The 22,762-nt window shown below is 59.4% G+C and carries 21 protein-coding genes and 2 tRNA genes; 8 read left to right on the top strand and 15 right to left on the bottom strand.

Annotation, left to right across the window (positions count from 1 at the left end; all coding sequences use genetic code 11):
* Positions 1-86: 86 nt before the first annotated feature.
* Positions 87-161: transfer RNA gene (locus ACP3TY_RS12950), tRNA-Gln, on the top strand.
* A gap of 113 nt (positions 162-274) precedes the next feature.
* Here the strand turns inward: ACP3TY_RS12950 and ACP3TY_RS12945 are convergent.
* The gene (locus ACP3TY_RS12945) at positions 275-2,263 is read right to left on the bottom strand and encodes a peptidase U32 family protein (protein ID WP_426620204.1); all 1,989 of its coding nucleotides are present in this window, start codon (positions 2,261-2,263) and stop codon (positions 275-277) included.
* A gap of 543 nt (positions 2,264-2,806) precedes the next feature.
* Positions 2,807-3,187, bottom strand: a complete 381-nt coding sequence (locus ACP3TY_RS12940) for a RidA family protein (RefSeq protein ID WP_053120702.1) — start codon at positions 3,185-3,187, stop codon at positions 2,807-2,809.
* Positions 3,188-3,325: 138 nt separating this feature from the next.
* Between ACP3TY_RS12940 and ACP3TY_RS12935 the strand changes: the two genes are divergently transcribed.
* Positions 3,326-4,024, top strand: coding sequence for an alpha/beta hydrolase (locus ACP3TY_RS12935; protein ID WP_426620203.1), 699 nt, complete (start codon positions 3,326-3,328; stop codon positions 4,022-4,024).
* Between the two features lie 100 nt (positions 4,025-4,124).
* Here the strand turns inward: ACP3TY_RS12935 and ACP3TY_RS12930 are convergent, their stop codons facing one another.
* Positions 4,125-4,334, bottom strand: a complete 210-nt coding sequence (locus tag ACP3TY_RS12930; RefSeq protein ID WP_426620202.1) for a hypothetical protein — start codon at positions 4,332-4,334, stop codon at positions 4,125-4,127.
* A 437-nt stretch (positions 4,335-4,771) separates the two neighbouring features.
* On the opposite strand from ACP3TY_RS12930, the gene ACP3TY_RS12925 reads away from it, so the two are divergent.
* Together ACP3TY_RS12925 and ACP3TY_RS12920 are read left to right on the top strand one after the other, a co-directional pair.
* A complete protein-coding gene (locus ACP3TY_RS12925; RefSeq protein ID WP_426620201.1) occupies positions 4,772-5,902 on the top strand; it encodes an alkene reductase in 1,131 nt (376 codons plus the stop codon).
* 138 nt (positions 5,903-6,040) lie between these two features.
* Positions 6,041-6,985, top strand: a complete 945-nt coding sequence (locus tag ACP3TY_RS12920) for a LysR substrate-binding domain-containing protein (protein WP_426620475.1) — start codon at positions 6,041-6,043, stop codon at positions 6,983-6,985.
* A 41-nt stretch (positions 6,986-7,026) separates the two neighbouring features.
* Here the strand turns inward: ACP3TY_RS12920 and ACP3TY_RS12915 are convergent, their stop codons facing one another.
* Both ACP3TY_RS12915 and ACP3TY_RS12910 read right to left on the bottom strand, forming a co-directional pair.
* Complete coding sequence (locus ACP3TY_RS12915) at positions 7,027-8,325, bottom strand: MFS transporter (protein WP_053120692.1); 1,299 nt, start codon at positions 8,323-8,325, stop codon at positions 7,027-7,029.
* Between the two features lie 308 nt (positions 8,326-8,633).
* Positions 8,634-9,527: a LysR family transcriptional regulator gene (locus ACP3TY_RS12910; protein ID WP_178124156.1), complete on the bottom strand. Its 894-nt coding sequence runs from the start codon at positions 9,525-9,527 to the stop codon at positions 8,634-8,636.
* Between the two features lie 95 nt (positions 9,528-9,622).
* On the opposite strand from ACP3TY_RS12910, the gene ACP3TY_RS12905 reads away from it, so the two are divergent.
* Entirely contained in the window at positions 9,623-10,795 is a 1,173-nt protein-coding gene (locus tag ACP3TY_RS12905; protein ID WP_212550679.1) for an MFS transporter, read from the top strand.
* A gap of 123 nt (positions 10,796-10,918) precedes the next feature.
* The gene (locus ACP3TY_RS12900) at positions 10,919-11,197 is read left to right on the top strand and encodes a hypothetical protein (RefSeq protein ID WP_159812071.1); all 279 of its coding nucleotides are present in this window, start codon (positions 10,919-10,921) and stop codon (positions 11,195-11,197) included.
* A gap of 59 nt (positions 11,198-11,256) precedes the next feature.
* Here ACP3TY_RS12900 and ACP3TY_RS12895 read toward each other — a convergent pair whose 3' ends face one another.
* The 4 genes from ACP3TY_RS12895 to ACP3TY_RS12880 form a co-directional block, all read right to left on the bottom strand.
* On the bottom strand, positions 11,257-13,647 hold the full coding sequence (locus ACP3TY_RS12895) for a TonB-dependent siderophore receptor (RefSeq protein ID WP_426620200.1): 2,391 nt from the start codon (positions 13,645-13,647) through the stop codon (positions 11,257-11,259).
* Between the two features lie 118 nt (positions 13,648-13,765).
* A complete protein-coding gene (locus ACP3TY_RS12890; RefSeq protein WP_426620198.1) occupies positions 13,766-14,755 on the bottom strand; it encodes a FecR domain-containing protein in 990 nt (329 codons plus the stop codon).
* Positions 14,742-15,257 (bottom strand): sigma-70 family RNA polymerase sigma factor, encoded by a 516-nt coding sequence (locus ACP3TY_RS12885; protein WP_053120679.1) that lies wholly within the window; start codon positions 15,255-15,257, stop codon positions 14,742-14,744. Before ACP3TY_RS12885 ends, ACP3TY_RS12890 begins: the two co-directional genes overlap by 14 nt.
* A 270-nt stretch (positions 15,258-15,527) precedes the next feature.
* A tRNA-Ser gene (locus ACP3TY_RS12880) sits at positions 15,528-15,615 on the bottom strand.
* Positions 15,616-15,737: 122 nt separating this feature from the next.
* On the opposite strand from ACP3TY_RS12880, the gene ACP3TY_RS12875 reads away from it, so the two are divergent.
* Positions 15,738-16,409: a Bax inhibitor-1/YccA family protein gene (locus ACP3TY_RS12875; RefSeq protein WP_053120677.1), complete on the top strand. Its 672-nt coding sequence runs from the start codon at positions 15,738-15,740 to the stop codon at positions 16,407-16,409.
* Between the two features lie 69 nt (positions 16,410-16,478).
* Here the strand turns inward: ACP3TY_RS12875 and ACP3TY_RS12870 are convergent, their stop codons facing one another.
* Positions 16,479-16,805 carry a YceK/YidQ family lipoprotein gene (locus ACP3TY_RS12870; protein ID WP_282355024.1) on the bottom strand — a complete coding sequence of 109 codons (327 nt, stop codon included), beginning with the start codon at positions 16,803-16,805 and terminating at the stop codon, positions 16,479-16,481.
* A gap of 58 nt (positions 16,806-16,863) precedes the next feature.
* Positions 16,864-17,301: an Lrp/AsnC family transcriptional regulator gene (locus tag ACP3TY_RS12865; RefSeq protein WP_426620197.1), complete on the bottom strand. Its 438-nt coding sequence runs from the start codon at positions 17,299-17,301 to the stop codon at positions 16,864-16,866.
* Positions 17,302-17,439: 138 nt separating this feature from the next.
* On the opposite strand from ACP3TY_RS12865, the gene ACP3TY_RS12860 reads away from it, so the two are divergent.
* Positions 17,440-18,339: a DMT family transporter gene (locus ACP3TY_RS12860; protein ID WP_426620195.1), complete on the top strand. Its 900-nt coding sequence runs from the start codon at positions 17,440-17,442 to the stop codon at positions 18,337-18,339.
* Here the strand turns inward: ACP3TY_RS12860 and ACP3TY_RS12855 are convergent.
* From ACP3TY_RS12855 to ACP3TY_RS12840, 4 genes are all read right to left on the bottom strand, one after another.
* Positions 18,336-20,234, bottom strand: a complete 1,899-nt coding sequence (locus tag ACP3TY_RS12855) for an acyltransferase family protein (RefSeq protein WP_426620194.1) — start codon at positions 20,232-20,234, stop codon at positions 18,336-18,338. The two genes, ACP3TY_RS12860 and ACP3TY_RS12855, sit on opposite strands and share 4 nt — an antisense overlap.
* An 81-nt stretch (positions 20,235-20,315) precedes the next feature.
* Positions 20,316-21,365 (bottom strand): FUSC family protein, encoded by a 1,050-nt coding sequence (locus ACP3TY_RS12850; protein ID WP_426620474.1) that lies wholly within the window; start codon positions 21,363-21,365, stop codon positions 20,316-20,318.
* A 52-nt stretch (positions 21,366-21,417) separates the two neighbouring features.
* Positions 21,418-22,377 (bottom strand): HlyD family secretion protein, encoded by a 960-nt coding sequence (locus ACP3TY_RS12845; protein ID WP_053120670.1) that lies wholly within the window; start codon positions 22,375-22,377, stop codon positions 21,418-21,420.
* 2 nt (positions 22,378-22,379) lie between these two features.
* Positions 22,380-22,727: a DUF3302 domain-containing protein gene (locus tag ACP3TY_RS12840; protein WP_053120668.1), complete on the bottom strand. Its 348-nt coding sequence runs from the start codon at positions 22,725-22,727 to the stop codon at positions 22,380-22,382.
* Positions 22,728-22,762: the final 35 nt, after the last annotated feature.

Raw genomic sequence — 22,762 nt, 5'->3', positions numbered from 1 at the left:
ACTTCGTGCTTCCCAAACCTCACAAACCTTGGTAAATTGCGCCCCGTTCTCACAGCGAACCTAACGAAGTAGCTGGAAAGAGCAGTAGGGGCGTCGCCAAGCGGTAAGGCAGCAGGTTTTGATCCTGCCATGCGTTGGTTCGAATCCAGCCGCCCCTGCCATATTCGAAAAAACGCCAACTTCGCAAGAAGTTGGCGTTTTTTTATGCCTGCGATTTGGCCAGGCTTGGTGATACAGGCGTGCGCGGCGCCGAAGCACCGCGTACGCCGTCCACTCAGTGCGGTGCGCGCGGAATGGTTTTCATCAGGTCTTCGGGGCTGATGTGGCCGACCACGCTGCCCGGTTGCGGCAGGTTGAGGATGTGGCCTTTCATCTTGCCGATGATGTGCATCTCGCAGGGCTTGCAATCGAACTTCAGCGTCAGCACCTCATCGCCATGGATCAACTGCATCGGCGCGACTTTGGTGCGCACGCCAGTCACGCCCTTCGCCTGTTTCGGGCACAGGTTGAAGGAGAAACGCAGGCAGTGCTTGGTGATCATCACCGGCACTTCGCCAGGCTCTTCGTGTGCTTCATACGCGGCGTCGATCAGCTTCACGCCGTGACGGTGGTAGAAGTCGCGCGCCTTCTGGTTGTAGACGTTGGCGAGGAAGGTCAGGTGCGAATCCGGGTACACCGGCGGTGGGCTGGTTTCGGCTTTACGGCCGCCGCGCGGGTGAGCGGCGACTCGCGCGGCGGTCAGGTTCTCGATCACTTCACGGCGCAGGGCTTTGAGCTGCGAGTTAGGAATGAAGAACGCCTGTGGCGCATCCAGTTTGATGTCGGTCGCGTGGTACTGCGTGGTGCCGAGTTGGCCGAGCAGATCGCGCAACTGTTCCAGCGCTTGCTCAGGCTTGTTGGCCACACCGAACGGGCCGGGCAGGGTAATGCTGGCGCTGATGCCTTCTTCACTGGTGGCGGTGACTTCCAGCTGATCTTCACGCAGACGTGCGACCCAGCTCAGGGCGACGCGACGTTCGGACGAGGTCTTTTGCAGCGCCTGTTGCCAGTTGTGGTCGAGGTTGCGATTGAGCGGGTGATTCGGGCGCAGCTTGAACAGGCCTTCGGGCATTTCGTTCGGCTCGACGCGGTAGCGGTAGCGCTTCTCGCCGTCCTCTTCGAACTCGCCTTTGGCTTCAGCGATGTTGGCGCGGAAACCGACCACTTCGCGTTTCACCAGCACGTTCAAACCGTCGCCGTTGGACAGTGGCTCCTGGGTGATGACCTGCATGTCGCGTTTGCCGACTTTCTCGACGGTGCCCACCGGCAGGCCGGTGAAGGTCGGCGAGTCGAAGGCGCCGATGTCGATCTTGCGATCGGTTACGAAGTAATCGGTGCTGCCACGGTGGAAGGTTTTTTCCGGGTCAGGCAGGAAGAAGTGCGCGGTGCGGCCGCTGGAAGCGCGGGCCAGATCCGGGCGGTCTTCGAGTACGTCGTCGAGGCGCTGGCGGTAGTAGGCGGTGATGTTTTTCACATAGCCCATGTCCTTGTAGCGACCTTCGATCTTGAACGAACGCACACCGGCCTCGACCAGCGCGCGGATGTTGGCGCTCTGGTTGTTGTCTTTCATCGACAGCAGGTGTTTTTCGTAGGCGATCACGCCACCCTTTTCATCTTTCAGGGTGTACGGCAAACGGCAGGCTTGCGAGCAGTCGCCACGGTTGGCGCTGCGCCCGGTTTGCGCGTGGGAGATGTTGCATTGGCCGGAGAAGGCTACGCACAACGCGCCATGGATGAAGAATTCGATGGCAGCGTCGGTTTCGTCGGCGATTGCGCGGATTTCTTGCAGGTTCAGCTCACGGGCCAATACCAGTTGCGAGAAGCCGGCCTGATCGAGGAACTTCGCTCGCTCAAGGGTGCGGATGTCGGTCTGGGTCGAGGCGTGCAGCTCGATCGGCGGAATGTCCAGCTCCATCACACCCAGATCCTGAACGATCAGCGCGTCGACACCGGCGTCGTACAACTGATGGATCAGCTTGCGGGCCGGTTCCAGTTCGTTGTCGTGCAGGATGGTGTTGATGGTGGTGAAAATGCGCGCGTGGTAACGGCGGGCGAATTCGACCAGCTCGGCGATTTCACCGACTTCGTTGCAGGCGTTGTGGCGCGCACCGAAGCTCGGGCCGCCGATGTACACGGCATCGGCGCCGTGCAGGATCGCCTCACGGGCGATGGCGACATCGCGGGCAGGGCTGAGCAATTCCAGATGATGCTTGGGCAAGGACATAGTTTTTTTAGTCAGGCTGTCACGGTTAGGCGCGCATTCTACCCCCGAAACGCGCGCCCGGCACGCCCGTGCTGCCCGATGGCACCGGGCCCTTGCAGGAGCTGCGGCACGCTGCGATCTTTTGACCTTTTCAGATCAAGATCAAAAGATCGCAGCGTGCCGCAGCTCCTACAGGATCCAGCGGTGGTCGCCAAATAAGTGGGCGACACACAAACCTGTAGGAGTGAGCCTGCTCGCGAAAGCGGTGGTGCATTCAATAAAGATGTCGCCTGACCAGACGCCTTCGCGAGCAAGCCCGCTCCCACAGGGATCCAGCGGTGGTCGCCGAATAGGCGGGCGACATAGAAACCTGTAGGAGTGAGCCTGCTCGCGAAAGCGGTGGTGCATTCAATAAAGATGTCGCCTGACCAGACGCCTTCGCGAGCAAGCTCGCTCCCACAGGGTTGGGCGGTGGTCGCCGAATAGGTGGGCGACAAAGAAACCTGTGGGAGCGAGCTTGCTCGCGAAGGCGTCAGTTGGTTCGGCGCAAGGCTGGGGTGAAAATCAGGCCTTGGCGGCCATGGCGGTGACTTCTACGCGCATGCCTTCGACGGCCAGGGACGCAACGCCAACGGCAGCGCGCACAGGCCATGGCTTGGCGAAGTAGCGTTTGTAAACTTCGTTAAACGCGGCGCGATCGGCCATGTCGGTGAGGTAGATGGTCAGGTGCATCACGCGATCCATCGAGCTGCCCGCACGTTCCAGCGCAACCTTCAGCGCTTGCAGGGTGCATTCGCTTTGCAGGGTGATATCGCCGAGTTCCAGGCTGCCATCGGCACGGGTCGGAATCTGCGTGGACATCATGATCCCGTTGAACGTGGTCACGTCCGAGGAAATGGAGTCCGCGTCCGGATCGGGAGTGAAGATGATGTCTTGGTTGGCCATGGGTGATCCCTTGTGTGAGCGACTAAGAATCGCGCCAGTTTACAGATTCGTCACCGACATGGCCCGTTTCGGCATTCGGCACCATACTTTCGCGCGGTATTGGCAAACGATCTTCTCTTCTCAGACAGGAGCAGGGCCATGAGCAACAAACCGACGATTGTGCTGGTTCACGGATTCTGGGGCGGCGCCGCGCATTGGGGCAAAGTCATCCTCGAACTGGCGCGCAAGGGTTACACCGATCTTCACGCGGTGGAAATGCCACTGACATCCCTCGCCGACGACGCCGAACGCACGCGCAAAATGATCGCGCAACAAAGCGGCCCGGTTTTGCTGGTCGGCCACTCTTACGGCGGCGCGGTGATCACCGAGGCGGGTAATCAGCCGAACATCGTCGGCCTGGTGTACATCGCCGCGTTCGCCCCGGATGCCGGCGAAAGCCCCGGCGGTCTGACCCAGCAACACCTGCCGGCCGCCGCACCGAATCTTGCGCCGGACAGCGACGGTTTCCTCTGGCTCAAAGCCGATAAATTCCACGAAAGTTTTTGCCAGGATCTCAGCGCCGATGAAGCACTGGTCATGGCCGTCGCACAGAAGGCCCCGTTGGCCAGCACCTTCGGCGACACGATCAGCAATCCGGCATGGAAGAACAAGCCGTCGTGGTATCAGATCTCCACCGAAGACCACATGATCCACCCCGACAATCAGCGGCAGATGTCGGCAAAACTCGGTGCGAAAAAGATCATCACACTGGATGCCAGCCATGCCTCGCTGGCCTCGCGTGCTGCTGAAGTGGCGGCGTTTATCGATGAGGCGGCAACGGCTGCGGTGAAACCTTAGGGATCAGACCGGCTGCGTCGCCGCCTCAGCCGCGAGGGCTGCAAGGACACTCGGTCGAGCGGCGATGCGCTGCATGTAAGCAGCCAGCGTCGGCCAATCTTCAATGCAGCGTAACCACCCGGCGACTCTCGCCAATGCGGATCCGGTCGAGTGCGCGGTTCAATGCATCAAGCGCATCCAGCAAAGCTTTGGCCTCAGCTTCGCGACCATCGCCCCAGAGCCGTTCAGCCATTTTGTTCAAGGCCTGGATCGATCTCTCAATCTCTGTAGCGGTGGCGGCTTCTTTATTCGGTGGCGTTTTCTTCGGCATTGATCAACCTGTTCACTGATTCCAGCCGCAGAAAAAAGCGGCTACGACAAACATGTTTCCTCGTCCTGCGGGCCTATCCAACCATTGCGATACAAGCAGGACAAGTTTTTCAGTCATTTGCGGAGAGACCAACCGTGCCTTTCCTGAAATGGATTCAGGCCTGACCCTCAAATGGGCGGCTCAAGTAGCCGCCCATTTGCTTTATCTCTCTCGCACCAGCAACAACCCTCTATAAATTCCGAAGAGAAAGCAGAATCCCGTTGCTGAAAAAGCAATAGTCATTTGCGATTTCGGCGGATTGTTGCCGTCAGGCTCAGAAGTTAGCATCGATCCATCGTTGCAACTCAGGGCCTTTGGCGCGAGTTCGAGACAGTTCGCACCGTCAACCTGTCGCTCCCGCTGATGGTCGCCACATTCGATCTACTTCGGAAACTCCAATGTCCAAACTCTTCAACGAATTCGCGCTGGGCGACACCACGCTGAAAAACCGTATTGTCATGGCGCCGCTGACCCGCTCGCGCGCACCCCATGATGCTGCCGATGAACGCATCGCGTTGTATTACGCACAACGCGCTACCGCCGGTTTGATCGTCAGCGAAGGCACGCCGATTTCCCGTGAGGGGCAGGGCTATCTGTTCAACCCCGGCATCTTCACAGCCGAGCAGATCGCCGGTTGGCGCCTCACCACCGACTCGGTGCATGCGGTGGGCGGCAAGATGTTTGCGCAGCTCTGGCATGTCGGTCGCGTTTCGCACCCGTCGATCCAGGAAGGTGGAAAATTGCCAGTGAGCGCCACGTCGAAGCAAGCGGTCGGCGCGACTGCGTTTGGTTACGACGCTGACGGCAAGCCGGCGCTGGTACAGCCACCGGCGCCACGCCAACTGGAAACGGCCGAGGTGTCGCGGATCATCGGTGAGTTCGCCCAGGCTGCGCAAAACGCGATCGAGGCGGGTTTTGATGGCGTGGAAATTCACGGTGCCAATGGCTATCTGTTCGAGCAGTTCATGAACCCGCTGGTCAATGATCGAACCGATCAGTACTCGGCGGATCGCCTGGAAAACCGTCTGCGCTTCACTCTGGAAGTAATCGATGCCGTGGTCGCACGCATTGGCGCGGCTCGGGTGGGCATCCGTATTTCGCCATATGGTCAGCTGTTCGACATGCCGTTGTATGAGCAGATCGATGAAACCTACACCGCGTTGGCAGCCGAGATTGGCGCGCGGCAATTGGCCTACGTTCATGTGATGGATCAGTCCGGGTTTCCGGCTCCGGGTACCGAGGGCGGTGGTGGCGGGCCGAAGGAAACATTCCTCGATTTGCTGTCGACCATTCAGTCGAAACTGCCTGACACCGCGTTGATTCTGGCGGGCGGCATGTCGCGCCAGCGTGCGGATGACCTGATCAATGACGGCATCATCGACCTCGCCGCGTTCGGCACCGTTTACATCAGCAACCCTGATCTGGTGGCGCGGCTGCAGAACGACTGGCCGCTGAGCGAAGCCAAGCGCGAAACCTTCTATGGCGGTGGCGCCGAGGGTTATGTCGATTACCCGCCTTATAAAGGCTAAGTAGCCGCTGACGCATTGGCAGCCGCCACCGTTATTCGGGGCGGCTGCTTTTTCGTGTCCGGTGCAAACAGGCCTGAAAGAATCTCGCGGCGGGACAAGCAGACGAAGTTCTGCTGTAGTGCCCATCAACTGTTCTTGATGATCGGACTTTTTATGCACCTCAAAGCGCACCGGTACTTTGCCATGGTCGCCGTGACTGGAAGTTTCTCGGCGACGGCTCGGCACTTTCGCGTACCGGCGTCCTCCGTTTCTCGCTTCATCGCGGCGTTGGAGCGAGAGGTCGGTCAGCAACTTTTGTATCGAAACACCCGCGCAGTGAAACTGACGGACGCGGGCGAGCGCTACTACCAGCAAATCCGCGAAGTGCTCGAACTGCTTGATGCCGCTGATGAGGAAATCACCGGCAAGGGTGGCGAGGTTCGTGGACTGGTACGGATTAACGCACCGGTCGCGTTCGGCAGCCTGCACATCGTCAAACTGTTGAACGGTCTGTATGACCAGTATCCCGAATTGACGGTCGAGCTGACCGTCACCGATGCCTTTATCGACCCGGTGCAGGAGGGCGTCGACATCATCTTCCGGGTCGGACACTTGGGCGACTCCGGGTTGATCGGCCGCAAAATCTGCGATCAGCAATACGTCCTTTGCGCCAGTGCGCAGTACATCGCGAAGCACGGCAAACCCGCGTCGCCAGCGGATCTGCGGCATCACGCCTGTCTGGTTTACAAGGGCACGGGCGGGGCGCAGCGCTGGTATTTCACAAAGCCTGGCAGCGACAAGGCCGAGATCATCGACGTGCAGGGGCCGCTTCGAAGTAACAATGGTCAGGTCTTGGTGGAAGCGGCGCTGGCGGGCAGGGGGATCGTGTTCTTTCCGTCCTGGCTGTTTAGCCGCGAGAGTTTCGAGAGCCAGCAGCTCATTCGGCTGTTACCGGATTGGCAAGGATCGGTGGAGCCAACGCCTAGCCCGATCCATTTGCTGTCCCCGGAGAATCGCATGCGCTCCCAGAAGGTTCGCGTGGTGTGGGAGTACTTCATCAAAGCGATCGGCACTCCGCCTTATTGGGATGATCTGGGGGATTGATGCTTAGGCGCGGGCCGCCAGCGTCCGCACTGGCGTGGGACTCAGCGCGTTTCGCACTGCGGCGCCGGCTCGCCGCTCAATGCATCGACCATGGGCGGGTGCTCTTGCACCGCTTGGCGCAAATCTTCGGTCACGCGCAATTCCGCGCCTGTCGGCGAGAAAGTCGCTGCGGCTGCGAAAGGCGCGGGGTTGGCCGGAACCGGGCGTTTGCCGCGTCGCCAGAAAAAGAACGTGACCATGCACAGATTGACCAGGGCGAAGACCCAGAACAGACCGTTTGCGCCGAACGAGTTCATCACTGGCGAGATCATCATCGGACTGATCGCCGAGCCCAAAGAGTTGATCAGCAGCAAACCCTGAATCATCGGCACCAACGCTTCCGCCGGGGCGCGGTCGGCGGCATGACTGACGGCAACCGGATACAGCGCAAACACGCCGCCGCCGAGCAAAAACAGCATCACCGCGAGCATCGTCGACGACAACGGCAGCCAGACGATCACCAGCGACAACACCGTGCACGCCACGGTCAGAAGGGTCAGCACCTGAAGGCGATCCTGACGGTCAGACCAGCGTCCGACCGGGTATTGCAGAAGCATGGCGCCAAGGATCGTCCAGGCCATCATGCTGCCGACTTCACCCACGTTCAGACCCATGCGTTGCAGGTACAGCGGCAGCAACGTGTAAATCGCCGCGATGCTCACGCCCGAGCCGAAACACCCGACCAGCCCGGTCGGCGTCACGCCCAACAGTTGTCGCGGCTTGAGCGGCTCGACCTGATCGAGCAGGGGCGACACGCGCGGCAGGATCACGATTGGCAGCACCGACAGCGATGCGAGCATGCCGGCAACCATGAACGGTGCGCTGTCGCTCAAACCCGTGATCTTGCCCAGCGTTGCCTGGCCCAGCACGCCAGCGCCGTACAAGACGATCATGTACAGCGCGAGCAAGCGTCCGCGAATCTTCGCGTCACCCGCCAGCAGCAGCCAACTCTCGATCACCAGAAACACGCCGACTGTGGCCCAGCCATTGATCAGGCGCAGGGCGAACCAGCCCCAAGTGTCATAGAACAATCCTTGCATGAGGATGGTCACGGCGATCAGCGAGGCAAAGCTGCCGTAGGCACGGATATGGCCGATGCGCAGAATCAGGCGGTCGTTGAACAAGGCGCCCAAGGTCAGACCGATGAAATAGGCCGATGACACGACACCGATCATCGTCGCCGACGCACCGGCGGCGTCCAGGCGAAGGGTGGTCAGGGAAGACAGAAATCCGTTGCCCAAGGCAATAATGAACAGCCCGAGCAGGGGCGCCAGCGCCATGGCCAGCAAACGCGGAGACATAGAAACCTCAAGGGATCGGGCAGCGGAACGTGCGTCTCTGCGCAGGGCAATGCCAAACCGAAGTGTGTTGTGCAAGCGCCCGCCGAACGGGCAGGGCAATTCAATCGGCCGCACTTGAGCAAGTGTGGCCAGCCATTCTGGTACGTGATTTTTAACAGCGAAGCTTTCAGCCACCGACTCGGGTGACTGTTTGAGAGCGCGGGATTCTAAGGCTTGTGCAGGATTTGCCAATAGCTGTTTGCTGCGACGTTAGGACGCAGGTGAGTTACGGCAGATCCGCCGCCTGAGCATCGAACGATGGCCACTGCCTACATCCGGTGATGCTCCAGCAAAAAGTCGACGAACAAGCGCACTCGCGCCGGCATTGTCGAGCCACCAACGAACACCGCATGAATAGGTTCCTGATCGCCGGGGTTCCAGGTTTCCAGTAGCGGTATGAGGTCGCCGCGCTGCAGATCCTCGCTGACGCTGAACTCGCCGATGCGCGCAATGCCGGCACCGACTCGGGCGAGTTGTGCCAGTGCTTCGCCACTGCTGCATTCGATGTTGCCGCTGACTTTCAAGGAAAACTCGCGGCCGTCGCGCATAAACGGCCAGTTGGGTTCGGCACGGCGAAAGTTGAAGCGCAGGCAGTTGTGACGGAGCAGGTCTTGCGGTTCTTGAGGGGTGCCGTGGCGCTGCAGATAGGCGGGCGATGCGACCACCACTTGGCCGGTCGTGCCGATCCTGCGCGCGGTCAGCGGGCTGTCGGGCAGATGGCCAAAGCGCACCGCCACGTCGGCCTGGCCAGCGAGGATGTCGACCACTTCGTCGCCGAGCGTGAGGTCGACGACGATGTTCGGGTACTGCGCGCTGAACGCGGCCACCAACGGCACGATAGCCAGCCGACCATGGCCAAGCGCCGCGCTGACGCGCAATCGGCCCTTGGGTACGCCTTGATCGGCGATGGCGTCTTCAACCTCGTCCATGTCCGCCAGAATACGTCGGGCGCCCCGCAAGAATGCTTCGCCCTCAGCGGTGAAGGTGATCGCTCGCGTGGTGCGCAACAACAGGCGAGTGCCCAGACGCTGTTCGGCACGCGCGATGATCCGGCTGACTGCCGAGGGCGTCAGCCCCAATGCGCGCGCCGCCGCCGAAAGGCTGCCTTCCTGCGCCACGGTGACGAACACGCTCATTTCACCTGACCTGCCATTGACGTCCATTTGTGCCTCTTACGCAAAGGTGATTGCCGAAATCGCTATCTACCGCCTCAAACGCCTGGATCGTAGCATTGGCGGCATAGATAAGGAGCCTTTCCATGCGTATCAATCCACCCCTTGTTGCACTCGCCATTGGTGCCTTTGGCATCGGCGTTACCGAGTTCGCCCCGATGGGCATGCTGCCGGGCATTGCTGCGGATCTCGGCGTGTCAATTCCCGCCGCAGGCCTGCTGGTCAGTGCTTACGCGTTGGGCGTACTGCTCGGCGCGCCGTTGATGATCCTCACCACCGGCAAAATTCCGCGGCGAACGTTGCTGATCGGCCTTATGGCGATTTTTACCTTGGGTAATCTGATGTCAGCGCTGGCGACCGACTACTACAGCCTCATGATCGCCCGGGTGGTGACCTCACTGAATCACGGAGCGTTCTTTGGCGTCGGCTCCGTCGTCGCTGCCAGCGTGGTCGCGCCGGAGAAACGTGCCGGGGCGGTCGCGGCAATGTTCATGGGCCTGACTTTGGCGACCATCGGCGGTGTGCCGCTGGCCGCGTGGTTTGGCGAGCTGTTCGGCTGGCGCACTGCATTTTGGGGCATTACCGGCCTTGGCGTGGTGACCATGGCGGCGTTGTGGTTCGCGCTGCCCAATCTGCGCGCACCGCAAAGCGTGGGCGTACTGGCTGAAATACGCGTGCTGGGCCGAGGCCCGGTGTTGGGCGCGTTGGCCCTGACTGTCGTCGGCTCGAGTGCGATGTTTACGGTCTTCACCTACATTGCACCGATCCTCAGCAGCGAGACCCACGCGTCCTCCGCGTACATCACCGCCATGCTGGTGCTATTCGGTGTGGGCCTGACGCTGGGCAACATGTGGGGCGGCAAGGCTGCGGATCGTTCGATCGATCGCACCCTGATCGTTTCGCTGAGCGTGCTGATTGTGATCTTGCTGGCGTTTACCGTCCTGATGCGCTGGCCTTTGCCGGCCGCGGTGGCCATTTTGATCTGGGGTATCGCCAGCTTCGCCCTGGTACCACCGCTGCAGATGCGCGTCATGGAAGCGGCCAAAGACGCGCCCAATCTGGCTTCGGCGGTCAACATCGGTGCCTTCAATTTTGGTAACGCGATTGGTGCGGCGCTGGGCGGCGCGGTGATCAATGCCGGGCTGGGTTATCCGGCGATCTCTCTGGCCGGTGCAGCGATGGCGAGTCTGGGCCTGCTGATGGTGCTGGCGTTTACCTGGCGCTCGAAAGCAAGTGCAGCGGCGCTGACCCAACCCTGACTAGAGGGCGTTCAGGCGCCATCACGAGTGATTCGAACTTTGCGCAAGACGGTGCTTCGTCAGCCCTTTTGAACCTATTTCAAAACAGCCTGCTCAACCGGGAAATGTTCGGGGGGGCATGCAATGAATGTTTTCAGAAATCAGCTGACGACTGAGCAAGAAGCAAGACTGCTTGCTTTGGATGCCTGGCATCGGATGTCGGAAAATCGAGCACTGCGCATGGACTGCCCCGATGCCTGGCACGACGAACTGTTGCGCCAGTCCGACGAGATGGATCGGTTGGGCATGTTAACGCTGACCGAATGGTGCGACCTGCGAAGGGATGCAGATGAAGCCTATCTGCGCGCGGTGGCGGGTGAGGATTATCATGCAGGTCATCAAGCTAGTGTGTATCGAGGTTGACGGTACCCGCCGTACAGCGGGTACCGCTTCCAATGTGCGAAGAAGGCCTGCCTACCGGCTTACCACTTGTAACTCACTTTGGCGGTAATCTCACGGCCCGGGTTGTAGAAGTTCGCGGTGCCGGAACCGACCACGTGCTGCTCATCCAGCAGGTTGCTGAGGTTCACCGCAAGGTCGGTGCCCTTGGCGATTTTGTAGTTGAACGCGGCGTCGAACAGCGTGGTGCCATCGCTTTTGCCTGAGTTGGCGGCGTCGAAGTAATACGAGCCGACGTAGCGCGCACCCAAGCCAACGCTGACATCCGTGGCGGGGACGTCGTAATAACTCCAGAGCGAAGCGGAATGCTTGGGTGCCGTGGCGAATTCATTGCCCTTCAGGGAGCTGCCGTCGTACAACGAACCGCGCTGTACCTCGGACTCCATATAGGAATAACCACCGATCAGGCTCAGGTTCTGCGTCACCTGCGCCTTGGCCTCCAGGTCGAGACCGCGCGCACGCGATTCGCCTACCGTCTGTTGCTCAATGATGCCGCTCGGCAGCACCACGGCGATGGTGACGTTTTCCTGGGTCAGGTCATAAACGGCTGCGGAGAACAGGGCGTCCATCCCCATCGGCGCATACTTCACGCCTATCTCGTACTGCCTGCCGGTCTGCGGTGTGACACCAACCTGCGGCGGCGAGACGGACTCCACCATGCTCACATAGGTCGACACCTCATCGTTGACGATGTAGGTCAATGCACCTCGGTAAGAGGTTTCGGAAAAGGTGTCTTTCTCAGTCGATTCCAGGCCTTTGCTGGTCAGATCCATCGAGTCGTTGCGCACGCCCCCGGTGACGATGAAACGCTCGTAGAACGACAGGTTCTGCTGCAGGAATACGGCTTTGGTGGTCGCGTCTCGCTTGTTCACAGCGTACGGCGCGATTGAGCGTGACACGCCGGTAAACACCGGGTTTGCAATGTCAATCGAGGTCGTCGGGGCGTAGACCGAGCTTTCCTTGGTGGTCGAATCGAGGTACTCCACGCCCACCAGGCTGCTGCTGTCGATGTTCTCGAAGCGGGCATCGTATTGCAGCATCAGATTGCCGTTGAACTGGTCGGCTTCGGTGTCCGTTCCAAACTGATAGCGGTCAACGGTGGTGCCGACCCGTGCGGCGCTGTCGCTGAGGTAAACGTAGCCGAAATCATCGGTCAACTTGCTGTAACGCAGGTTGCTGCGCAGCACGAAACCGTTGTCGAAGTCATGGGTGATGTTACCGCTGAGGCTGGTGCGCTCGACATCGTGAAAGTTGTAGCTGGGCTCGCCATAGAACTTGCTGCGGTCGTATTCCTTGTCCAGCGGATAGCCGCCACTGTTGGGCGAACTTTCGGTTTTCAGGTAGTCCAGAATCATCGTCGCCGACGTGTAATCCGTCGGTGCCCACGTGAGGCCACCCATAAACAACTGGTTGTCGTCCTGCGAGTGGTCGTACTCGCGGTCGCTGTTCTGGCCTTTGGCAGTAAAGCGGCCAGCCAGGGTTTTTTCGTCGTTCAGCGCATCGCCGACATCGATGCCTGTCTCGACATGGTCAAACGAACCGTAGGTCACATAGCCTTGGCCGAACTGCTCGAAGCGCGGCTGTTTGGTCACGAAGTTTACCGAGCCTCCGGGATCGGCCGGGCCGAACAGGGTGGAGTTGGCGCCGCGCAGAATTTCGATGCGCTCATAAGCGAATGGATCTTCGCGCACGCCGCGCATCGAACTCAGGGTCAAGCCGTCACGGTAGGTGGTGGCCTGGAAACCGCGGATCTGGAAATAGTCGTTGCGGTCATCCGTGCCGTAGAAGTCAGTGATCACGCCCGGTGTGTATTGCAGCGCCTCTTCCGTGGTGCTGACGCTGCGCTGTTCCATTTCCTTGTTGGTAACCACCGATACCGATGCCGGTGTATTGAGAATGCTGGTGGCCACTTTGCCGCCAACCCAGAGTTCCTTGGCGACCACCGAGTTGGCGTCGTCGTCGGCACTGACCCTGACCTTGGCATTGATGATGAGGGGGGCGAGGCGGTAGTCCTCGATACCCGTTGCGTCGAGTTCAAGTGGGCCGGCAGGCGCTGGTTGAGGTGTCAGCAGGTAAGCGGACGGGCCTTGCTGCTCGATCTGCAATTCGCTTCCCTGCAACAACGTGGACAGTGCGGTCGACGTATCCAGCGTGCCGTTCACGCCTGCCGTTGTGCGATTCGCAACGCTCGAGGCATCGTAGGAAAGACTGATGCCAGCCTCGCGCGCAAAGCGGTCAAGCGCCGGCGCCAGTGGGCCGGCAGCAATATTCCACTGCTGAACCTGTTTGCGCTGTTCGGCGCTCGAAGATTGCGCCAGCGACGGCAGGGCGTAGCTGCTGACCATCAAACCCAGAATCACACCGTGTACGGCGTGGCTCAGTGGATGGCGCTGTGTGACCGCGGACGAACTCATTTTCTCGCTCCAAGGAAGGGTATCGACAGATTGGCCTGTAAGTCGGCCTTCCTTACAAGTCGAACGAGAATGAGAAACTACCTCATTATTTTTGCTAAATAAGACAAAAGAAGCTTATTCAACTGGCAGCGGTCAACGTCACCCAATAGCGCGTCCGATAATCAACGCGCAAATGCAGCGACTGCGCGACCAGTGTCAGTACCTGATCGTTGTCGGCGAGCTGAAAAGTGCCGGAAACCCGAAGGTCGGCAACCTCTTCGGCGCAGCGCAATACGCCGGGGCGGTAGCGCGATAACTCCGCGATAAAATCACCAAGGCGCATATTGCGTGCGCTGATCACCCCGTCATTCCAGCCCCAGACATCCAGGCCATTGTCCCTGTACTCACGGGCGCCCCTTGATGTGAACAGCAGCTGATTGGCGGTCTGGGCACTGCGGCTACTGCTGGCGGCCAGGGTTTGACTGGCGCCAGGAAATACCGTGACGGTGCCTCCCTGAACCGCGAGCAAGGTGCCGTCGTCACGTTCCCGCGCCAGGAAGCGGGGACTCTGCGCGCGCATGATTCCGTCGCGTGTTTGTACCCAAAAGGGACGCGCGTGCGCCGCGTGTTCATCCGCGCCGACATTCACGATGACCTCACCACGCCGCAGAATGAGCAGACGTCGCTGGGCGTCGAAATCACTGTCGACAGCGCTGTCGCTATTGAGCTGGACAAGGCTGCCGTCATCGAGTTGCACGCGGCGCTGCTCGCCGGTGCTGCTGCGTTGCTGCGCAAGCATGGCCGGTACGGGTGTGTAATCCCGGCCGAGCCAGGCGGCGGCGCCAACCGTGGCAAAAAGGCCTAATAGCTTCAGGCTTTCCCGTCGGCGCAGGCCATGGCGGGAACCATCAAGGGTTTGTCGGGCCAATTGCGGCGGCATGCTCGCGAACTCATCCCCAAGCGATTCCACACGCTGCCACGCCAATCGATGCTCCGGACGCTGCTGCAGCCAAAGCTCAAAAGTGCGCTGCGTTTGCTCATCTGCCTTGTTGAAGCGCAGACGCACCTGCCAGTGGATGGCCTGGTCTACAACGGCCGGATCCAGCGCCTGCGACTCATGCCTCGACATAACGCAACCGATAGCAGTGTTGCAGCGCGGTGGCCAGGTCGCGCTCCACCGTCGCCCGGGAAACGCCGAGTTTTTCGGCTATTTGCGCACAGGTCAAACCGTCGAGCCGGGCAAATAAAAACGCCTGGCGAACTCGCGGTTTGAGCATGTCGAGCATGCGGTCGATGCGCTCGAGCGAATCCAGAATGAGCAGTCGGCTTTCTTCCGAGGGCACCTCGTGTTGAGGCAGCAACGCGACGCTTTCCAGGTAAGCACGTTCGAGTTCGCGACGACGATACTGATCAATCATCAGCCCGCGGGCAATGCTGCTCAGATAGGCACGGGGTTCGCGCAAGGGGCTTGATTGCCGGGATTTGAGCAGACGCACAAAGGTGTCTTGCGCCAGGTCTGCGGCGTTATCGCGACAACCAATGCGTCGGCTCAACCAGCCATGTAACCACGAGTGGTGGGTGCGATAGAGCAGCGCTAGATCTGCAGTGCCTAGTGTGTCGTCGCTGCTCATCGGCATCCCGGAAAGTACATGATTGATAATGACTCGCATTCTACTCAGGCGATAGGCCTCAGGTAAATGCCTGCGTTCAGCGTTTGTTTTCGCTGGAGGCAATCAATCAGGACGTCTTGGGGAGCGTGTTTTATTGCAAGGGTTTTAGCGTGCCGTGGGGGGGCATGCCTCACCTGCGGCGATCACGCGGTAGGTGAGGCACTGCGCGCAATTCTCAGACGCCAGAAACGACAAAGCCCTGAATAATCAGGGCTTTGTCGGTACCAAATATGGCGGAGGCGATGGGATTCGAACTCATGGACCTGTTACAGTCGACGGTTTTCAAGACCGTTGCCTTAAACCACTCGGCCACACCTCCGTTGCGTTGCGGGCGCCATAATACCTGAATGAAACACACTGTCAAACTCTCTGCATGGCTTGTTACAGAGCGTCTGTTATGATCTTTGCGACTGAACGTTTCAAACCAACAGGAGTGTCGCCATGCGCGAACAGGATTACGCAGTTAATAACGGCGTGCAGGCTGAGCAGCTAGAGGTTAGCCGCGTCCTGCGCAACACTTACGGCCTACTGGCTCTGACCCTAGCATTCAGCGGCGTGATGGCTTTCGTTGCGCAGCAGATGCGCGTTGGCTACCCGAACATTTTCGTGGTGCTGATCGGCTTTTACGGGCTGTTCTTCCTCACTAACAAACTCCGCGACTCCGCGTGGGGCCTGGTGTCGGCGTTTGCCTTGACCGGTTTCATGGGTTTCCTGCTCGGCCCGATCCTCAACCGTTACCTGGGCATGCAGGGCGGCGCTGAAGTGGTCAGCTCGGCATTCGCCATGACCGCACTGGTCTTCGGTGGTCTGTCGGCTTACGTGTTGATCACTCGTAAGGACATGAGCTTCCTCGGTGGCTTCATCACCGCTGGTTTCTTTGTCCTGCTGGGCGCAACGCTGGCTAGCTTCTTCTTCCAGATCAGCGGCCTGCAACTGGCGATCAGCGCAGGTTTCGTGCTGTTCTCGTCGGTCTGCATTCTGTTCCAGACCAGCGCCATCATCCATGGCGGCGAGCGTAACTACATCATGGCGACCATCAGCCTGTATGTATCGATCTACAACCTGTTCATCAGCTTGTTGCAGATCTTCGGCATCATGAGCCGCGACGACTGATCGCTGTCGTTAGAAAACGAAAAACCCGCCTCGGCGGGTTTTTTGTTGTCTGCAGGAAAGCTTACGGGATCAATTGATAATAATGCTGCCGTCTGTGTGCTGTTTATAGATGGTGTAAGGCAGCAACAGCGTATCGAGGACGCCGGACGCCGCTGCATCGATCAGCACGCCGGGGTTGGCATTGTTGTAGTCGAAGGTGTCGACACCGTCTTTCACTTCCGCATGCATCAGGCAGAAGTCGTAGGTCACGCCGCTGTAGATTCGGGGCACGGCGCCGCAGTAGGTTTTTTCGTCCTTGAGACTCTTGGCCGCGGCTTGATCGCTGCGCACGACCGTTTGCACTGTCCCGCAACCACTGAGCAGCACCGCTGCAATCAACATGACCTGAGTTTTCATTACCGCCAATCCTTCGCCGGAAAAAACTCAATCTACGCCGAACGTGCTGAAAAAGCACTCACGCCATCGGTGGCAGACGGCGCTTGACCGGAGTTTTCTTGACGATCGCGGTGTTGGTTTCCGCCAGCGTATTGAGGCGGTCGAGGAGGGTGTCCAGTTCTTCCATCGAGCGCACATGCAGGCGGGCGATAAAGCAGTCTTCGCCCGTCACCTTGTCGCATTCGGTGAATTCGGGGATCGACATGATCTGCCGCTCGACTTCCTGCAACTGCCCCGGCAACGGGCGCACGCGGACGATGGCTTGCAGTTGATAGCCGAAGCATTTCGGATCGATCTCGACGGTGTAGCCCTTGAGTACGCCGCGTTCTTCCAGACGCTTCAAGCGCTCGGCCACGCTGGGTGACGACAATCCGCTGATCTGCGCCAATGCCTTGAGCGAGCGGCGCGAGTCTTCCATCAATGCGCTAATCAGAATCTGGTCGATATCGTCAGTCATGTAGCTCCTCCCGGATTAGGCGATTTCAGAAAATCACCCGCGATAAAAAAGGCAGATTCGCAGTTTAGCCTGTCTTTTGCTCTGGAGAGAGCCGCTGTCCGCTTGGCATACTTTTGTCACAAAGACAGGAGATAAATGATGGACACAACAATCCGCCGCGGCTCATTTGAAATGACCGCCGCCATGCTGATATCCGGAACCATCGGCTGGTTCGTGTTGGTCTCCGGGCAACCGGTGCTGGACGTGGTGTTCTGGCGCTGCGTGTTCGGCGCTGGCACCTTGTTGCTGATTTGCGCTGCGTTCGGCTTTCTGCGCCCGGGCATCCTCACTCGCACCACATTCTTGCTGGCGGTGCTCAGCGGTGTGGCGATTGTTGGCAACTGGCTGCTGTTGTTCGCCTCGTATTCGAAAGCCTCAATTGCCATCGGCACGGCGGTGTACAACGTGCAGCCATTCATGTTGGTGGGGTTGGCGGCGCTGTTTCTCGGCGAAAAAATCACCCTGCAGAAACTGTTCTGGCTGGCGATTTCATTTATGGGGATGCTGGCGATTGTCAGCGCCCACGGTACGCAGGGCGAGAGCGGAAACGATTACCTGATGGGCATTGCCCTGGCGCTGGGCGCGGCGTTTCTTTACGCGATAGCCGCGCTGATCATCAAACGCCTGACCGGCACACCGCCGCATCTGATCGCGCTGATCCAGGTCTGCACCGGCGTACTCTTGCTCGCACCGTTCGCGCATTTCTCCGCGCTGCCGCAAGCGCCGAGTGCGTGGGCCAGTCTGATCACGCTGGGCATCGTCCACACCGGTCTGATGTACGTGCTGCTCTACGGCGCGATCCAGAAACTGCCGACCGCACTGACCGGTGCGCTGTCGTTCATCTATCCGATTGCGGCGATTTTCGTCGATTGGTTTGCCTTCGGTCATCGACTGCAACCGCTGCAATGGCTGGGCGTGGCGGCGATTCTGCTGGCGGCAGCGGGCATGCAGCAGGGCTGGGGTTTCAAGTTCAGAACCGGTGTCGCTGCACGGCCTTAAATGGCTTTGATTAAATCTTTGAACGCGCCTTTCAACAGCTGATTGCCGGCATCGACCAGATGATTGTCATCAAAGTACAGCGGCTCGCCATTCAGCGAACCCATGCAATTGCCGTCGGGGCACAGCAATGGCGTCGGGTCGATCACTGTTGCGTTGCACTGTTTCGCAGCGGCTTCGATGGTGAAATTGGCGATCCTGTTGCGTTTTTGATAGTCGACCAAAGACACTGAGATATCGGCGGTCTGCTGGAAAATCCGCTGATTGAGGTTCAGGCCTTTATATACGCTGAAGGGCATTTCCGGGATCGGCCGGACGATATACACCGGATGGTTTTGCGCGATCGCACACACGGTTTTGCTGTACTCGGCCACGTATTCGTCGATGAAGGCCGATTCACCTTTGGGGCTGTCAGGGAAGTGAATGCGATAGCTGTTGCCCCGGCCGGGATCGGAATACAGCGCGGCCCGACTGAACAGCACCACCGGAACGCCCTTGTATGAATCCTTCAAGATCTGCAGCTTTTCATGGTTGAAGGCTTGGCACTTGGCTTGAAGATCCTTGTCGTGCATTTCGAAGTTCTGCAGTTGAGGACAGCCACCGCGTGACCACGATAGCGCGGCGTGCGGATTGTTTATCTGCACCGCAGCGGCGGTCGATTCGGCATGACTGTCGCCGAACAAAATCACTGAAACGTCCCCGGTGCCCAGCTTGCAGTCCGCCGCGTCGTAGGCGTTGGGGTAGCACGCTTTTGGGTAGAGTTTGCTGGCGTATTGCGGTTGTCCGAGGTCGACGAATGCAAACCGCGCAGCGGGATACTTCTTTACTAGCGACGAGGTCACCGACGCCACGGCAATGACCGCCACCGTCAGCGCGGCGAACTTGAACAGCGTGCGCGGCGGCGTGGTGATCTTGCGGGTTTTCGATTCCACGTATCGGAATGACAGCGCACCGAGCACGAACGACAGAACAATGCCGCCCAGCATGTGCGGCCAACTGCTGAGCAAACCGCACAGATACAGCAGCACCACCAGCGGCCAGTGCCAGAGGTAAACGGAGTAGGAAATGCTTCCGGTAAATTGCAGCGCCTTGTTGCGGCTGAACAGCGAATGCGTATTGCCGTAAATCACCAGCATCGTCCCCAGCACCGGCAGCAGCGCCAGATAACCTGGCCAGAGATCGTTTTCGGAAAAGCCCAGAACGCTGATCAAAATCGCGATCAAGCCAAACGCTTCGCTGAGCAAGCCATTACGCTGGCTGAGCCGCAGCGGAAACAGAAAGACCAGTCCGCCGGCAATCATTTCCCACGCGCGGGTGGGCAGCATATAGAAGGCAAAGGTCGGATTTTTCTCGGTCACCACTACCGATGCGGCGAATGAGATCACCGCCAGTGCGAGCAGCGCATAGCGGGTCTTTTGCGAACCGAAGAATTTGTACAGCCCCATCACCAGCACGGGGTAGAGCATGTAGAACTGCCATTCGACTGAGAGCGACCAGGTGTGCAGCAACCAGTTTTCATGCAACGGCGCGTCGAAGTAGTTGCCGTCTTTAGCGAACAAGAAGTTCGAGCTGAACAGCAGACTGCTTTTGATCGTGCGGATCGATTCGCGGAAGTCATCGAGCGGCAAATACACGTAGCCGAAGATCAGTAGCGCCACGCACAGCGTCGCCAGCGCCGGGATGATCCGTCGGGCTCTGGAGGCGTAGAAGCCGAGCAGGGAAAACTTTTGTTGTTGCAGGCCGCTGAAGATGATTCCGGTCATGAGAAAACCGGAGATCACGAAAAACACGTCAACCCCGGCAAAGCCGCCATCGAAACCGAGGACGTTGAAGTGAAAGAGCACCACCGACAAAACGGCGAGTGCCCTCAAAGCATTGATGTTTTCCCTGAACTGCATGTGCGCATCCATTCACGTACTTTGCGATGGCGCATTGTAGTGATCATGTCCGCGTTGTTACATGGGAAAATTCGCCGCGCTTCAGATGTTCCAGCGCGGCGCGGTTTTCGCTAGCCGCTGACGCATGTCGCCGATGTTCGCAGCAAGCTGTCGGGTCAATAAGCGATAACCGTCCAGCGCACTGTAAACCGGTGCGTCCAGGCCGGCGTCCGGCAACTCCACAGGTCGATCGAGACGTTGGCTTGCGCCGGTTTTCAACGCCCGCGCCATGCCGATCAATTGCACCCGAATCTGCCGGTGTTCGGCCTTCAGCGCTGATTGCAGATGCGCCATGGCCTCGGGGTCGTTAGCGTCCGGGCGGGTGTTGCCGAGGATTTCCAGGGTGCTGATGCACATGCGCAGGTTGCGCTGGATCGCATCCAGTTCGGTCATGGAGATCTTCACTTCCTTGGACACGGACGGCATCAGCGAGCGCAGTTGCACCATCACCGCGCTCAAACGGCCCATCAGTTTCAGATGTTCATCGGCGCTGACCGGTTGGCCGCTGATGATCCGTCCATACACCGTGGCGCAATCGCGCAGCGCATCAGCGAGGTTGTAGCGCCACGAGTACACGGCGTACAGCGGCAACGCGAAGGAAAAGGCCAGGGCGAGGGCGATGCCGATCAGAATATCGACGCCGCGCCACAAGCCGTCGGTGATCGGATTGTCGCCATGCCCGGCGACAATAAACACCGTGATCGCCGAGAGCAGGGCGGTGTAACCCCCCTTGCCGATGGCGTGATAGGAGAAGAATCCGCAGACCACCGCCATCGCAAAGTACGTCAGCCACGGCATGCCGAGCCACGCCTGTTGCGCCACGAGAACCAAGCCTACGGCGGCGCCGATCAACGTGCCGGTGGCGCGTTCGGCGGCTTTTTTGCCGATGTTACCGTGGTGTTGCAAGCCGCCAATTACCACCAGCATGGTCACCGAAGCCCACTCGCCGTGGGGCAGATTGATGCCGGTGGTCAGCAGAATCGTCGCCAACAAACCGAGGGCAACACGCACGGCGTGGATCAGTCGGGCGTGGCGGTAGCGCCGGTATGGATCGAGCAACGGTCGCAGGATTCGGCGCAATAGCGGTGGCAGTCGATGGGTGCTGTGAGTACTCAGTGCGAACCTCTCGTCAGTGTTTTTCAGATCAATGGAAAGGGAAAATGTAATTCATCCAGGCCGCCATGCGCAGGAGAATTTTGCGCATCGCGCCGATGTGATGAAAGTGCTGACTGTACAGCGCCGCCTGACCGTAAGCGCCGCCGGGCATCTGTTTGGCGTACTGGGCGTAGTCCGGATCGGTGATCTCAATGATCACCGGCACTCGCCCGGCCGGCGGTGAACCGGTGTAGCCGATCAACGTGCCGGACGGTTGAATCTGTCCTTCGGCAATCACGCCGATGACGCTTTTCACCCGACCTTCGAAGACCTTGCCGGGAATGCCGTCGAAGGCGACTTCTGCCTCGTCGCCGACGGTCAGACGCAGCAGGCTGTTCTGACGCATCCACGCAGCAAAATACTGGCCTTCTTCGGGAATAAACACCATGGACGGGCGCAGCGGCAACTTGCTCGCCATCATCCCCGGACGCAACGAAACGTGGGTGACGAAACCTTTGCTCGGCGCGCGAACGGTGGTGTTGTCCAGCTCGAACTGGGCGTTGTCGAGTTGCGCCTGCAGGTCATCGGTGCGTGAGATGGCGGCATCCAGTTCGCGCTGAGTGCCGAAGTTACGGCGGATCAATTCGGTGATGCGATAACGATCGCCCTTGGCCGCGACCAGTTGCGCCTTCAGCGATTTCACCCGGTTTTCAAACGGCGTCGGATCGATGCGAAACAGCACATCGCCTTTTTCCAGCGGCTCGTTGCCGTGCACCGGTACTTCGATCACCTGGCCGCTGACGATGGGAATCACTGGCACAGAAACGAAGTAGGAACGCGCCACCTCGGAGTAGGGGTGGTTGTAGTTCATGGTGAAAATCAGCGCACCGATGATCAGAATTCCGCCCAACACGGCGGTGGGCACCGTCCATTTATTCAGCGGGATGCGGAAGATCTTGAACAGCGCGACACAGAATGCGGCGTACGTGAGGATGAGCAGCAGATCCATGCTCAGTTCCCCTCTTTATCAGAGCGCGGTGACTGCGCCTCAAGCCGCTCAATGCGACCTTGCAGCTCTATGACTTGCTGCTCCAGCCGCAGCACATGGTTCTGCACCGGTTTGCCGTCACCGAAACCCCAACCGCGATCCTCGCGATACGCCATCGCCCAGATCCACAGAAACGGCCACAGCGCATGCAGGGTGAACAGGCTGACCCAGCCCGTGGCATGGATCGCATCCTGATGCGGGTGATTACGGTGAACGGCAATTTCGTACGGAATGTCATGCAGCACGATGATCCCGTAGAACAGCACGAGACCGACAAACACCAACAGACCCAACGCGACGTAATCAAGCATGTCCAGCTCCCGGTATCCAGTGCAGCGCTGGAATC

Origin of the sequence: Pseudomonas rustica, assembly GCF_049959085.1 — a bacterium.
Taxonomy (GTDB): Bacteria; Pseudomonadota; Gammaproteobacteria; order Pseudomonadales; family Pseudomonadaceae; genus Aquipseudomonas; species Aquipseudomonas rustica.
This window is presented reverse-complemented; position numbering and strand designations above follow the sequence as displayed.

What these genes read in the sequence shown, in the direction of transcription:
- ACP3TY_RS12945 (WP_426620204.1), bottom strand. Translation starts at nt 2,263, where the DNA reads ATGTCCTTGCCCAAGCATCATCTGGAATTGCTCAGCCCTGCCCGCGAT.
- ACP3TY_RS12940 (WP_053120702.1), bottom strand. Translation starts at nt 3,187, where the DNA reads ATGGCCAACCAAGACATCATCTTCACTCCCGATCCGGACGCGGACTCC.
- ACP3TY_RS12935 (WP_426620203.1), top strand. Translation starts at nt 3,326, where the DNA reads ATGAGCAACAAACCGACGATTGTGCTGGTTCACGGATTCTGGGGCGGC.
- ACP3TY_RS12930 (WP_426620202.1), bottom strand. Translation starts at nt 4,334, where the DNA reads ATGCCGAAGAAAACGCCACCGAATAAAGAAGCCGCCACCGCTACAGAG.
- ACP3TY_RS12925 (WP_426620201.1), top strand. Translation starts at nt 4,772, where the DNA reads ATGTCCAAACTCTTCAACGAATTCGCGCTGGGCGACACCACGCTGAAA.
- ACP3TY_RS12920 (WP_426620475.1), top strand. Translation starts at nt 6,041, where the DNA reads ATGATCGGACTTTTTATGCACCTCAAAGCGCACCGGTACTTTGCCATG.
- ACP3TY_RS12915 (WP_053120692.1), bottom strand. Translation starts at nt 8,325, where the DNA reads ATGTCTCCGCGTTTGCTGGCCATGGCGCTGGCGCCCCTGCTCGGGCTG.
- ACP3TY_RS12910 (WP_178124156.1), bottom strand. Translation starts at nt 9,527, where the DNA reads ATGGACGTCAATGGCAGGTCAGGTGAAATGAGCGTGTTCGTCACCGTG.
- ACP3TY_RS12905 (WP_212550679.1), top strand. Translation starts at nt 9,623, where the DNA reads ATGCGTATCAATCCACCCCTTGTTGCACTCGCCATTGGTGCCTTTGGC.
- ACP3TY_RS12900 (WP_159812071.1), top strand. Translation starts at nt 10,919, where the DNA reads ATGAATGTTTTCAGAAATCAGCTGACGACTGAGCAAGAAGCAAGACTG.
- ACP3TY_RS12895 (WP_426620200.1), bottom strand. Translation starts at nt 13,647, where the DNA reads ATGAGTTCGTCCGCGGTCACACAGCGCCATCCACTGAGCCACGCCGTA.
- ACP3TY_RS12890 (WP_426620198.1), bottom strand. Translation starts at nt 14,755, where the DNA reads ATGTCGAGGCATGAGTCGCAGGCGCTGGATCCGGCCGTTGTAGACCAG.
- ACP3TY_RS12885 (WP_053120679.1), bottom strand. Translation starts at nt 15,257, where the DNA reads ATGAGCAGCGACGACACACTAGGCACTGCAGATCTAGCGCTGCTCTAT.
- ACP3TY_RS12875 (WP_053120677.1), top strand. Translation starts at nt 15,738, where the DNA reads ATGCGCGAACAGGATTACGCAGTTAATAACGGCGTGCAGGCTGAGCAG.
- ACP3TY_RS12870 (WP_282355024.1), bottom strand. Translation starts at nt 16,805, where the DNA reads ATGAAAACTCAGGTCATGTTGATTGCAGCGGTGCTGCTCAGTGGTTGC.
- ACP3TY_RS12865 (WP_426620197.1), bottom strand. Translation starts at nt 17,301, where the DNA reads ATGACTGACGATATCGACCAGATTCTGATTAGCGCATTGATGGAAGAC.
- ACP3TY_RS12860 (WP_426620195.1), top strand. Translation starts at nt 17,440, where the DNA reads ATGGACACAACAATCCGCCGCGGCTCATTTGAAATGACCGCCGCCATG.
- ACP3TY_RS12855 (WP_426620194.1), bottom strand. Translation starts at nt 20,234, where the DNA reads ATGCAGTTCAGGGAAAACATCAATGCTTTGAGGGCACTCGCCGTTTTG.
- ACP3TY_RS12845 (WP_053120670.1), bottom strand. Translation starts at nt 22,377, where the DNA reads ATGGATCTGCTGCTCATCCTCACGTACGCCGCATTCTGTGTCGCGCTG.
- ACP3TY_RS12840 (WP_053120668.1), bottom strand. Translation starts at nt 22,727, where the DNA reads ATGCTTGATTACGTCGCGTTGGGTCTGTTGGTGTTTGTCGGTCTCGTG.